Genomic DNA, 12241 nt, shown 5'->3' with positions numbered 1-12241 from the left:
TTTTCTCTAAGTCTCAAAGCGCTATTACCTTCTCTCGGGCAAAATACGAAGCGCAAATATCTGACTTTTTTATGAGTTATGCAATCCTTTCACTATAAAAAGAAAGGCGCGGGTATTTCAATTACTCGAAAGGTTCCTGCCGTCTTTCAGCATGACGCTCCTTTCTTTCTTGAATACCTGATATTCCCTGATGCTGCCTTGTAGTTCCGATATGATTACTTTGAAGATAGTATAAACCGGAATGGCGAATATCATGCCCAAGCCTCCAGCAAGGTTGGCGCCAAAAAAGATGGCTATAAAGATAGCCAGCGGGTGAGCCTTCACGCTGCGCGAAAAGATAAGCGGCTGTAGCAAGAGGTTGTCTATCAGCTGGGTAATAGCAAAAACGATGAGTATTTTCAGCGCTAAGAATGATGCCGCCTGTGTGCTCAATTCCGAGTGTAAGGCAATGGAGGAGATGCCTACTATCAAACCGAAACTTCCACCTAAAACAGGACCCAAGTAGGGGATAAGGTTGGCAATGGCGGCAAACACAGCGATGGTGATGGCATAAGGTATGTTTAGTAAGCTTAAGCCAGTTGCCACGATGGTAAATATAGCCACCATTTGCAGCAAGATGCCCAGCAGGTAATTCGACAGCAGCCGTTCTATTTTATACACGGTGCTGATACCAACCTCGAAGTAGCGGTTGGGTATCATGCTGGTGAGTAGGTTGTGAATAAAATTCTTTTCGTAGAGGAAAAAGAAAGTAATGAAGAAGACAGCCAAAGTGCCGATGAAAAATTGACCGGCAAAGCTTAGCAGGGTGTTGAAAAGGTCGCCGATGCGTACCGATTCGAACAGGCGTAGCACAGCCTGTTGTATCTCCTGCAGCAGCTGCCCTTCGGCTATGTGCATGTCGAAGCTTTTATTCAAAAAAGACTCTATGCGGTGTAATGGCGCTTTGCCGCGTTTGAGCAATTCATCAAATTGTATGCTTTGGATGAGCTGCACTTGGTCGTAAATCAAAGGGGCAAACAGCACCAAAAAGGTGATAAGGAAACCGAAGAAGATAAGGAAGCTCAGTATCACTGCCAAAACCCGCGGCATACGTATGCCGAAGAACTGAAATTCGTGCAGTGCATTGACAATAGGTCCCAGCATTGCCGACAATATCAGCGAAATGACAAGATAGGAGGCTATGTTGCCGAAATAATAAGTAAAAAGCCATAAGCCCGTTAGCAGTAGGACGCCTTGTACCAAGATGCGGTTGATGGGCTTTTGAAAGTCAATAAAGCGGACTAAGACAACGGCACGCCCGTCTTTTTTTTGCATGGCAAAAGTAGCTTAAGTGGGGGTGAAAATAATAAAAAAGGCAGCTTTTTTCAGGAAAAGAGCTGCCTTTGAAGAAGAATGTTTCATGAATTATGCTTGCGGGCGCTTTTAGTCCCACTTAAGGTCGCTATCTTCTGCAGAAAACTCGGTGCTGAGCGAGTCGAAGTCGTCATCAAGAAGGTGGCTGTCCAGCTCTTCGCTTTTCTTTTCGAACTGCGAGAAGTCTACGTTCGGCATCAAATCATTTTTGATGTGCTCAATGGCTTCTTGCAAAGCTTCAGTGAATTTGGCGAAGTCCTCTTTGTAAAGGAAAATCTTGTGCTTTTCATACACATAGTTTCCATTGCGGAGACGCTTCTTGCTCTCAGTGATTGTCAGGTAAAAGTCATCACCGCGAGTAGCTCTTACATCAATGAAGTAGGTCCTTTTACCCGCGCGTATGCGCTTGGAGAAGAGCTCTTCCTTTTGTCCGTTGTTCACTCTTTTCTCTTCCACAAATCTAACAGTTTGGTTAAACATCGGAGGTAAATATATAAAGTTTTTCTTTTAAATCGCAAGTAAAATAACGAATTATTTCACTTGTGAATTTATGCCCAATGCCTAATGACTTCATTTTTTGTGTTTTAAAATAAAGTACCGGCTATTTTGGGGTTTTTGTGTATTTTTGGGAATGTAAATCAACAAAATCGAGAGGATGAAGCTTGTTTATCGGGTTTGTTTTTTATGGGTGCTATGCTGCGTGCTGGTGTGCTTGACGAGCGGCACATCGCATGCCCAGCGACGCTATAAAGACAAGGGGGGCGCTTCTTATTATGCTGATAAGTTCAATGGTCGAAAGACAGCCAGTGGGGAAATATTTGACAATGCTGCTATGACGGCTGCGCATCGCACCTTGCCTTTTGGTACTTACGTGAAAGTAACCAATTTGGCAAATGGGAAGAGTGTGATAGTGCGCATCAACGACCGTGGACCTTATGCGCACGGGCGTATCATAGACGTGACTAAAGCTGCTGCTATTCAACTGGGTATGGTGGGCACCGGCACCGCCTGGGTGATGGTGGAAGAAGTAGATGCTCCGGACCCTCCTACGGGCGAGGTACCTGAAGCATCCGAAATGCCGGGAGCAGACAGCAACCAGCTGGCGGGTAAATTCCAAACCGGGCATACCTACAGCATGTGGGGCACCGAACGCTTTCCCAAAGGGATAGGCTTGCAAGTAGGCTCTTATCGCGACGCTGAAAATGCCATAGACCAATGCCGCACATTGATTAAACAAGGAGGCTTGGAAGAAGTGTATATTCAGGTAGGATGGTCGGGCGGGCGCATCTATCGCGTGATAGTGGGGGCTTATCCTACCCGAGAAGAAGCTTTGTTGTTGCTGCCTCGCATCCGGGCACTGGGCATGGATGGTTTTCCGAAACGTCATTTTGACTGATGAACAGGATTTACGCAGCAGTGATAGTGGCAGGTGGTTCGGGTAGTCGTATGCAAGCAGCTATGCCCAAACAGTTTTTGCCTTTGCGGAATAAGCCCATCTTGTGGCATACGATTCAAGCTTTTCTGCATTTTCGCCCTCATATGCCTTTGGTGGTGGTGCTGCCCCACAGCTACATCGACTACTGGCAGACAGAGTGGGCAAAGCTTGAAAAAGATTGTCCTTTTATTTGTGTGCCAGGGGGAAGCAGCCGCTTTCATTCTGTTTGGAACGGCTTACTGGCACTGAAGCAACATTTAGACGAGCCGGAGCATGCCTTAGTGGGCATCCACGATGGGGCGCGCCCTTTGATAGGTAGCACTTTGCTTGAGCGTGTATACGAGGCGGCAACGATGCATGGTAGTGCCATTCCCGCGGTACCTTTGAAAGATTCTATACGGGAAGTGATGGAGCCAGAGGGGCATCGGGCAGTTGAGCGCAGCCGCTACCGTTTGGTACAAACACCACAAGTATTTGTCTTCCATGACCTGGTAGAGGCTTATGAGCGGGCGTGGCGCAGTGGTAACACAGAGCGTTTCACCGATGATGCTTCGGTGATGGAAGCTGCCGGGCATCGCTTGCATTTGGTAGAAGGCGACTACCGGAACTTGAAGATAACCACCGCTGAAGATATGCTCGTAGCCGCTGCCTTGATGTCAAAATAAAAAGGCTGCTCTAAGGATAGCAGCCTTTTTATAGCCTGTTTTTTTAGTTAAGATTAAAATTCATCCTCATTGAAGAAGAAATCTTCTTTGGTAGGATAATCGGGCCAAATTTCCTCAATGCTTTCGTAGGGCTGCCCATCGTCTTCCAACTCTTGCAAATTTTCCACCACTTCCATAGGGGCACCTGAACGAAGAGCATAGTCAATGAGCTCTTCTTTGGTAGCAGGCCAAGGTGCATCTTCCAGATAAGACGCCAATTCGAGTGTCCAGTACATACGCTACACAATTTTAATTTATCCCTAATCTATTATCGCAATTGTAATCGTTTTTTGCAAAAAAAGGTTTCAAAAAAAGACTTTTTTCTTAGACTTAAAAGAATTTAAAATCATCACTTTCTTCTTCACCCAGCACCACACGCAGCCGCTCTTCAAATTCTCTGAGCATCACTTTTTTAACCATTGCCTTGCGCTGCTGCGTGTGCGGGTTGAAGTTGGGTTTGTAAGTCCGTACTTTTTCTAAGTTTCGCTCGGCTTCGGCTATTTCCTGCTCATCGCGGCGGATGGTTTCGCGCAAGAAGCTGATTTTTATTTTCAGCTGGTCTTCTTCGGGTTTGAAGTCAAAATCAGGATATTTGCGGCGCACGACTCGCATCAAATAGCTTTCTTCAAACACGCGGTCGCTGATGAGGCGGAAACGTCGTGCCAAGGCTTTGTCGATGAGGCGCGGGTCTTGGGTCAGTTTCTTCCACTCCGAAAGCAAGAACTTAGCCCTTTGAATAGATTCGTCGGTATTGACACCCACCAACGATTCCATTTCTTTGCAGAACTCGGCTTGCCTTACCCGTATAAACTCATCCATATTGAGGGGTTGAATGTTCTCTACGGGTACCCCTTCTTTATATTGCTTGTAGCGATGGAAAAACTCGTTGTTTACTTTCTGGAAGCGTTTCCAAAGCTTCACCATGCGCTTGTGCGACACTTTGCCCACTTCTTTCCACTGGGCTTGTATTTCTTTGATGCGCTCGGCTACTGCTTCGAAATCATTGGAGTATTTCAGGTCGTTGACCTCTTGTATGAGCTGACGGTAGCGTTCTACTTTTTCTTTTTCTTCTTGCCGCTTGGCTTGGAAAAAGTTTTTCCGATTGGCAAAGAAGGTTTTGAGGGCGGTGGTGAAACGTTCTTCCAGCTCCTCTTCATAGATTTCATCGACAGGTCCGGTGCGAATCCAGCGCATTTTCAAGTCTTGGATGCTCTCGCTGTTGGCTTTCCAGTTGCTTTGCTGCTGGGCTATGTTTTCGAGCTGTTTTAGTATCTCGCGCTTGATTTCAAGGTTTTTGATTCGGTTTTGGGCTATCATCTCACGCAGATAAATCTCCAACTCGTCGAGTTGCTTGAGCAGCGATGGAAAATCCCCCAAGCCGTTGAACTTGAGCAGATACTCGCGCAGGTGCAGCAGTTTCATGAGGTAGGAGCCTTTGTTTTCGGCTTCTTCTATCTGTTTTTTGAGCTCCTCTACTTTGTTTACGGCTAATTGGTAGCGCTTTTCGAAGTACTCTATGGCAGCTTCGGGGCTTTCTTTTACAAAACCTATTTCGCGGTCAGGATACTCAAGGTAGCCTTTCAAATACACCTTGCCATCTTTTACATAGCCGTAAGTGCTTTCTGCATCATACTTCATGGTAGTACGTCTTTTTAAGGGTTGCCAATATGCAAAAATTGTTGTTTAGGTTTTAAATAAAAAAGAGACGAATCAAATATAATTCGCTCTTTGATTAGCCTGCTTTTTGGAGCAGCTTTAAGCCGCCAATTTCCATTTTTCGCTAAGTTCCAAATTTTTTTTAAATAAATAAATAAGGCTTATCTGTCATTGGCTGCTGCTTGATGTGGTTGCAGGGGAGGAGCGCGCATGAATGCGCACAAAATTTGCTAACTTGCAGCACGTTTCGACGAAACAACACCAGAAACCAAACGGCTTTGTATGAGTAACGAAAAAATTATTTTCTCTATGTCGGGGGTGGGGAAAGTGTACCCGCCCAACCGCTATGTGTTGAAAGACATCTACCTCTCTTTCTTTTACGGTGCTAAGATAGGCATCATTGGTTTAAACGGCTCGGGTAAGTCCACTTTGCTGCGCATCATTGCCGGCGTCGATAAAGACTATATTGGCAATGTGGTGTGGTCGCCGGGCTATAGCGTAGGTTATCTACCCCAAGAGCCCGAATTGGATAAAAACAAAACCGTGCGCGAGGTGGTAGAAGAGGGCGTGCAGGAGGTGGTGAACCTACTCAAGGAATTCGAAGAAATCAATATGAAATTTGCCGAGCCTATGGACGATGAGGAAATGACGCGCCTCATTGAACGGCAAGGCGAGGTGCAGGAGAAGTTGGACCAGCTGGATGCTTGGAATTTAGACAGCAAGCTGGAACGCGCCATGGATGCCCTGCAGCTGCCACCAGCGGATGCTAAGATAGAGCATCTGTCGGGGGGCGAAAAACGCCGCGTGGCTTTGTGCCGCCTGCTATTGCAGCAACCCGACGTCCTTTTGCTTGACGAGCCCACCAACCACTTGGATGCTGAATCGGTGCATTGGCTCGAGCAACACCTCAAACAATACAAGGGCACCGTCATTGCCGTTACCCACGACCGTTATTTCTTGGACAATGTAGCCGGCTGGATTCTTGAACTGGACCGCGGCGAGGGCATTCCCTGGAAGGGCAACTATTCGTCTTGGCTGGAACAAAAGCAACAGCGACTGGCGCAGGAGGAAAAGGCAGAGTCGAAGCGTATGAAGACCCTCCAGCGCGAATTGGAGTGGATTCGCATGACGCCCAAAGCCCGCCAAGCCAAAGCCAAAGCCCGTATCAACGCTTACGAAAAGCTATTGAGCGAGGAAGGCAAGCAGAAAGAAGCACATCTGGAGCTCTACATCCCCCCCGGACCCCGCTTGGGCAACAAAGTAGTAGAGTTTGAGCACGTAACCAAAGGTTTTGAAGATAAACTGCTGTTCGAAGATTTGAGCTTTTCGTTGCCGCCCGGTGGCATTGTAGGGGTGATAGGTCCTAACGGGGTGGGTAAAACCACGCTTTTCAAACTCATAGCAGGCAAAGAAAAACCCGATGCGGGTACCATCACCATCGGCGAAACCGTGAAGATGGCTTATGTGGACCAAGAGCACGATGTGCTGGACCCCGAAAAGACCGTCTTCGAGACCATCTCGGGAGGCAACGAATTGATTCAGCTGGGCAACCGTCAAGTGAATGCACGCGCTTATGTGAGCCGCTTCAACTTCTCGGGTTCTGACCAAGAAAAGAAAATCAAAAACCTCTCGGGGGGCGAGCGCAACCGTGTGCACTTGGCTATGATGCTTAAAGAAGAAGCCAACCTGTTGTTGCTGGATGAACCTACCAACGACTTGGATGTAAACACGCTGCGTGCCTTAGAAGAAGCCTTGGAAAACTTTGCCGGCTGTGCAGTGGTGATTTCACACGACCGCTGGTTCCTTGACCGTATCTGTACGCACATCCTGGCATTCGAAGGCGACGCACAGGTGTATTGGTTTGAAGGCAACTTCAGCGAATATGAAGAAAACCGACGTCAGCGTTTGGGTGATGAAATACGCCGCTTCCGCTATAAAAAACTGGTAAAATAAACCGCCTGAGCCCGCTTGCAAGAGCGGGCTTAGTTTTTTAACTTCACCACTTAGCTGAATTGAACGTATCCATGCAAAAAAAAGTACTGTTGGTCGTTTGGGCGCTGTGTTGGGGGGTGCCGCCCCTGCTCGCACAAGAGCTGAACTGCCGGGTGATTGTCAACGACAAACAAATGCAAACGGCACAAACCACCGAGCGTGCCATCTTTCGCGAGATGGAACAAGCCATCTCGTTGTTTATGAATGAACGCCAATGGGGACAAGACAACTACCTGCCCGAAGAGCGCATTGGCTGCACTTTGGAAATTACTTTGATTCAAGGCGACGTGAATACGGGGAACTATCAAGCTACCGCCCAAATAAGGGCTTTGCGTCCGGTGTATGATACCGACTACGAAACCCCTTTGTTGATTTACGTAGACCGACAGTTTAACTTTCGCTTCCAAAAAGGACAACAGCTCATTTTCAACGAGAACGTATTTTCCGATGACCTTACGGCTATGCTGGCTTATTATGCCTATTTCATCTTGGCAATGGATGGCTACTCGTTTGCCGAAGACGGCGGCGAAGAGTGGGTGCAAAAGATGAACAACTTGGTAAACTTGGCGCAAACTGCCGGTAATGTAGGGTGGCGGCGCGGAGACGTACGCAACCGCTACTGGCTGGCAGAGAACCTGCTGAGTCAGCAGCTACAAGGCGTGTTGAAAGCCTATTACAATTACCACCGCAAGGGCTTGGATTATTACGTACAAAAGCCCGAGGCTGCCGTAGAAGCAGCTATGCAGTTGGTGCGCAGTATGGGCGAAGCTGCCCGCTTGAAGCCCAACGCCTTACTTGTGGCAGTCATCAGCGATACCAAAGCGCAGGAGTTAGCTTCTATTCTGAAAACAATACCGGCGCAAGAACAAAAAGAAGTAACAGACATTTTTCGTCGTGTGGACCCCCCAAAGGTACCTCTCTTTCAGCAAGCCTTTGGGCAAAGTGCTGCCGGCAGCCTGCAAATTCAAAACCGTTGAACGATGCCTAAACGTTTGACGTACATACTTACCAAAGACCTGCCCAAACAGTGGGCGCAACTGCCCACCCATAAACTGCACCTTGTAGATAAACAAGGGCGAGTATGGTTGATTACAGCCGACCAGCTCGACGAGCAAAGTATTTCCGGCATAGACGGCAAGGGCAGGCGTCTTACTTTTGAGTTGGGGCAGCTACAAGAAATATGGTACGATATTCCGGCTTCGTAGAAAACAAGAAAAACATCTGCTCATGCTTATTCATCTGTCTATACGCAATTATGCTCTGATTGAGCAACTGGAAATGCGTCCACACCCCGGGCTTAATGTCATTACTGGTGAAACGGGGGCGGGCAAGTCCATCATGTTGGGGGCTATTGGATTACTGCTGGGGGAGCGTGCCGACAAAAGAGCTTTGATGAATGAAACAGAAAAGTGTATTGTAGAAGCCACCTTCGATTTGACACCTTATCATCTGGAGGCACTCTTCGATACCTACGACCTCGATTATCAGGATTTGACCATCATACGGCGGGAAATTAGTCCAGCAGGTAAGTCGCGGGCTTTCATCAACGATACGCCCGTTACGCTGGACGTGCTGAAAATTTTGGGGCGCCGTTTGATAGATATCCATTCGCAGCATGACCATCTTTTACTGGGCGATGACGCCTACCAACTGGCTTTGCTCGATACCTTTGCTGGCAATGACTCTTTGTTAGATGAATACCGCCGTTTATTTACCCATTACCGCAGCATACTGCAGCGCTACGAACAGCTCAAGCAGCAAATAGAGCAGCAGGAGCAGGCACTGGACTATGAGCGCTTTTTGTGGCAGGAGCTGCAGAACGCCGCCTTAGAGGAGGGAGAGCAGGAGCAACTGGAACAGCGCCTCGAAAAACTCGAGCATGCCGAAGCCATTCAACAAGCGGCTGCCGAAGCGCTACAAGCTTTGGAAAATGAAGAGTATGGAGCTGAAAGCGTGCTTTCCGTAGTAGTGGAAGCACTCAAGCGCTTGCGCTCCTATTCCGAAGACTTTGGCGAGCTGTACGAGCGTGCCGAAAGCGTTTTGATTGAGGTGCGCGAGCTGAGCCGTGACATCGCAAATGCCGTAGAGGAGGTGGAAATAAACCCGCGTGAGGTACAGCGCATTCAAGAACGTCTGGACCTGCTCTATTCCCTGCAAAAAAAACATAAAGTACACGACGAAGCTCAACTGATTCGGCGCAAGCAGGAGCTGGAGCGCCGTATAGAACAGGCGTCGGTGTCGCGTGAAGAGCTGGAGGCGCTCGAGCAGGAAATACGGAAACAGAAACAACAATTGCACGATTTGGCTATGGCTTTGCGGGCACAGCGTCAAGCACAGGCAAAAGCACTGGCAGAAGCCCTCGTAGCACTCTTGCAAGACATGGCAATGCCGCATGCTACCGTGCAAGTGCAGGTGCTGCCTTGCGAAGCGCTGTATGAAGAAGGCTTAGACAAATTGCAACTCTTGTTTAGTGCCAACAAAGGCATTGCCCCCGGACCCCTCAAGGAAGTAGCATCGGGAGGGGAGTTCTCGCGTCTGATGTTGGCTATTAAATACCTATTAGCACAAAAAACAGCCTTACCTACTTTAATCTTAGATGAAATAGATACGGGCATTTCTGGCGAAACTGCCATGAAAGTAGCACGCATGATGGCAGAGATGTCGAAACATCATCAGTTGATAGCCATCACCCACCTACACCAAATTGCCGCCCTTGCCGATGCGCATTACTACGTTTACAAAGACGAGGCGGGCAGTCGTACTTTCAGCCGCTTGAAGCTATTGAGTGTCGAAGAACGGGTGCATGAGATAGCACAGATGATTAGTGGGCAGCAGCCTTCACCCTCGGCACTGCAAAGCGCGCGCGAGCTGCTGGCTCAGAATCGCAGACCATAAGACCATGGGCTGTTTTGCCCTTGGTGGTAAAGAGAGTGTTAAGTGAAGATAGATAAAAACTTGCTTTGAAAAATTTCATAGAATCCATATTCATTTAGACAACAGCTTATTCGTAATGAAATATCTATCATCTCTATAGATTTTGATACTATCTTGTTTTTTGTTGTCATCCGCCCAAGATAATGCCTTACATTCGAGTTGCTCTGCTCTATTCTAATGCTTTGTATCAACTTATCTTCTGGTATTATTTTTCTATAAACTTCCCAATCATCTGTGTAAAATCTCTCAGCCTTATCTTTTAATCGTTCATATAATTTCTTGAAGGTTCGAGCATCAGATTGCCAATAATCCATCCGATGGTTTTACCTCTAAGACAATCCACGGCTCGCCAGAGCCGTAACTTTTGTTTTTTCTATAAAGTGCCACATCTCATCTATCTGTACTTCTTTTACTTCTGTGTCTATTTCAGGAATAGGCAAGCTTCTTCCCATGGTTCTTATCCAGTATAATACGGTGGTACGACTTACGTTAAAAAGTCGTGCAATCATTCCATAAGTTGCTTTACCACTGCCATAAAGTAACATAGCAAGAGCTTTTGCTTCTGGCTTCACTTTTTCTATTGCATCTCCAATGGTAAAATTATAACCACAATGTTTGCATTTATATCTTTGCTTATGTCTGACTAACCCATTTTTTACTACGCTCTGACTACCGCATTTTTTGCATCGCTCTGCTAATTTGCATTTCTTTGGCAAAGAGTTCATATGAGAAAGTTTTGAACAAATACACAAAATCTATCATTTGTATAAGACTCTCAAAAAAAGGCTGCTTCTTCCCAAAGCAGCCTTCAAGAGTAGGGTACTTTTTTATAGCTTATTCTTCAATCCCGTATTTTTGGGTATATATGTGATACAAACGTGTTTGTTTGCTTTCTAGTTTGAGCTCTCGTCCTTGAATGAAAGCCCGTTCGATTTGGTTGCTGCGCATGTCGAGGGCGTCGCCGCGTGAAATAAACAAAGTGGCATCTTTGCCTACTTCGAGGCTACCTACCTGTTTGTCTATGCCCAAAATGTGTGCATTGTTGAGTGTAATCAGTTGTAGCGCCTCTTCGGGGTCTAAGCCATAAGCAGCGGCAGTACCAGCAGTAAAACCCAAGTTGCGGCTACCCATAGCTTCCATGTCACCGGCATATTGCAGCCCCACCAGCACACCGGCGCGGAACAAAAGGGCTGCTTGTTTGTAAAAGTGGTCTGTATCGCTGTCTTCATAGGGAGGAAGGTCATGCACACGGTTGAGCAACACGGCTACTTGCTGCTCTTTCAGAAAGTCGCTAATTAACCAAGCTTCTGCAGCACCCACCAGCACCACATGACGAATGCCTGCTTTTTTCGCAAACTGTACAGCTTCTACCATCTCGCGTGCGCGGTCGGCATGAACATACAGTTTTTTGCTGCCGTCGAACAAGCCGCGCATGGCTTCAAATTTTAGGTTGACTTCTGTCGGTTCGCTTTGGCGTGCATAGGCGGCAGCTTCGGCAAAAAAGTCTTCTATGTATTGCAACTGCTTGTCTCTGTTTTTATTGGGTTCTATAGGACCATTCCACCCGCGGCGCTGGAACATAGGCACCCAGTTCATGTGAATACCATCGTCGGCTTTGAGCACGGCTTCTTCCCAAGTCCAGCCGTCAAGCATCATGATAGAAGAGGTGCCAGAAATGACCCCGCCGCGTGGAGTGCTTTGGGCTATCAATACACCATTGAGGCGCACGGTAGGGATGATTTCCGAATCGGTGTTGTAGGCTACTAAAGCACGCACGTTGGGGTTGTATTGCCCTGCTTCGGCAAAGTCGAGGGTAGCACGCACGGCGTCGATTTCCCTTAAGCCCAAGGTGGTATTGGGTAAGATGAAGCCGGGATACACATGCTTGTTGCGTCCGTCTATGATTTCTGCCCCCTCTATGCGGATGGGTTCCTGGCTGATGGCAGTAATTTTGCCTTTTTCAAAAGCCAAATAGGCATGGTGCATAACTTGCCCATTGCCTAAGTGGAGTGTGGCGTTGTTGATAACCACTGGACGACTTTGCGACGGGGCAGGTGCAGGGTTTTGCGCAAGGCTTGTCAAGCATAAGAGCAAGCCGAATATGAGCAAGGTGTATAGCTTATGCATATTGTTTGAGGTTTTTTTAATACTCTTGTGAACAACGATA

At 47.4% G+C, this 12241-nt stretch carries 13 protein-coding genes; 6 read left to right on the top strand and 7 right to left on the bottom strand.

Annotated elements, in window-relative coordinates:
• Positions 1-117: 117 nt before the first annotated feature.
• Both FHS56_RS03950 and FHS56_RS03945 read right to left on the bottom strand, forming a co-directional pair.
• Positions 118-1314 (bottom strand): AI-2E family transporter, encoded by a 1197-nt coding sequence (locus tag FHS56_RS03950; protein ID WP_166918563.1) that lies wholly within the window; start codon positions 1312-1314, stop codon positions 118-120.
• A 108-nt stretch (positions 1315-1422) separates the two neighbouring features.
• On the bottom strand, positions 1423-1809 hold the full coding sequence (locus FHS56_RS03945) for a DUF3276 family protein (protein ID WP_317165652.1): 387 nt from the start codon (positions 1807-1809) through the stop codon (positions 1423-1425).
• Positions 1810-2008: 199 nt separating this feature from the next.
• Here FHS56_RS03945 and FHS56_RS03940 point away from each other — a divergent pair, with 199 nt between their 5' ends.
• Both FHS56_RS03940 and ispD read left to right on the top strand, forming a co-directional pair.
• Positions 2009-2749 carry a septal ring lytic transglycosylase RlpA family protein gene (locus tag FHS56_RS03940; protein ID WP_166918561.1) on the top strand — a complete coding sequence of 247 codons (741 nt, stop codon included), beginning with the start codon at positions 2009-2011 and terminating at the stop codon, positions 2747-2749.
• The gene (ispD, locus tag FHS56_RS03935; RefSeq protein ID WP_166918560.1) at positions 2749-3453 is read left to right on the top strand and encodes a 2-C-methyl-D-erythritol 4-phosphate cytidylyltransferase; all 705 of its coding nucleotides are present in this window, start codon (positions 2749-2751) and stop codon (positions 3451-3453) included. Before FHS56_RS03940 ends, ispD begins: the two co-directional genes overlap by 1 nt.
• Positions 3454-3506: 53 nt before the next feature.
• Here ispD and FHS56_RS03930 read toward each other — a convergent pair whose 3' ends face one another.
• Positions 3507-3728: a DUF2795 domain-containing protein gene (locus FHS56_RS03930; RefSeq protein WP_038030434.1), complete on the bottom strand. Its 222-nt coding sequence runs from the start codon at positions 3726-3728 to the stop codon at positions 3507-3509.
• Positions 3729-3822: 94 nt separating this feature from the next.
• Positions 3823-5130, bottom strand: a complete 1308-nt coding sequence (locus FHS56_RS03925; RefSeq protein ID WP_166918559.1) for a DUF349 domain-containing protein — start codon at positions 5128-5130, stop codon at positions 3823-3825.
• A 300-nt stretch (positions 5131-5430) separates the two neighbouring features.
• Here FHS56_RS03925 and ettA point away from each other — a divergent pair, with 300 nt between their 5' ends.
• From ettA to recN, 4 genes are all read left to right on the top strand, one after another.
• Positions 5431-7101, top strand: a complete 1671-nt coding sequence (gene ettA / locus FHS56_RS03920) for an energy-dependent translational throttle protein EttA (protein ID WP_166918558.1) — start codon at positions 5431-5433, stop codon at positions 7099-7101.
• 71 nt (positions 7102-7172) lie between these two features.
• Positions 7173-8117: a type IX secretion system protein PorD gene (porD, locus tag FHS56_RS03915; RefSeq protein WP_166918557.1), complete on the top strand. Its 945-nt coding sequence runs from the start codon at positions 7173-7175 to the stop codon at positions 8115-8117.
• 3 nt (positions 8118-8120) lie between these two features.
• Positions 8121-8345, top strand: a complete 225-nt coding sequence (locus FHS56_RS03910) for a hypothetical protein (protein WP_166918556.1) — start codon at positions 8121-8123, stop codon at positions 8343-8345.
• Between the two features lie 22 nt (positions 8346-8367).
• On the top strand, positions 8368-10035 hold the full coding sequence (gene recN / locus FHS56_RS03905; protein ID WP_166918555.1) for a DNA repair protein RecN: 1668 nt from the start codon (positions 8368-8370) through the stop codon (positions 10033-10035).
• A 38-nt stretch (positions 10036-10073) separates the two neighbouring features.
• Here recN and FHS56_RS03900 read toward each other — a convergent pair whose 3' ends face one another.
• The 3 genes from FHS56_RS03900 to FHS56_RS03890 form a co-directional block, all read right to left on the bottom strand.
• On the bottom strand, positions 10074-10388 hold the full coding sequence (locus tag FHS56_RS03900; RefSeq protein WP_166918554.1) for an IS1 family transposase: 315 nt from the start codon (positions 10386-10388) through the stop codon (positions 10074-10076).
• 15 nt (positions 10389-10403) lie between these two features.
• Positions 10404-10799: an IS1 family transposase gene (locus tag FHS56_RS03895; protein ID WP_166918553.1), complete on the bottom strand. Its 396-nt coding sequence runs from the start codon at positions 10797-10799 to the stop codon at positions 10404-10406.
• Positions 10800-10908: 109 nt separating this feature from the next.
• Positions 10909-12201: an amidohydrolase family protein gene (locus tag FHS56_RS03890; protein WP_166918552.1), complete on the bottom strand. Its 1293-nt coding sequence runs from the start codon at positions 12199-12201 to the stop codon at positions 10909-10911.
• Positions 12202-12241: the final 40 nt, after the last annotated feature.

Origin of the sequence: Thermonema lapsum (assembly GCF_011761635.1) — a bacterium.
GTDB lineage: Bacteria > Bacteroidota > Bacteroidia > Cytophagales > Thermonemataceae > Thermonema > Thermonema lapsum.
This window is presented reverse-complemented; position numbering and strand designations above follow the sequence as displayed.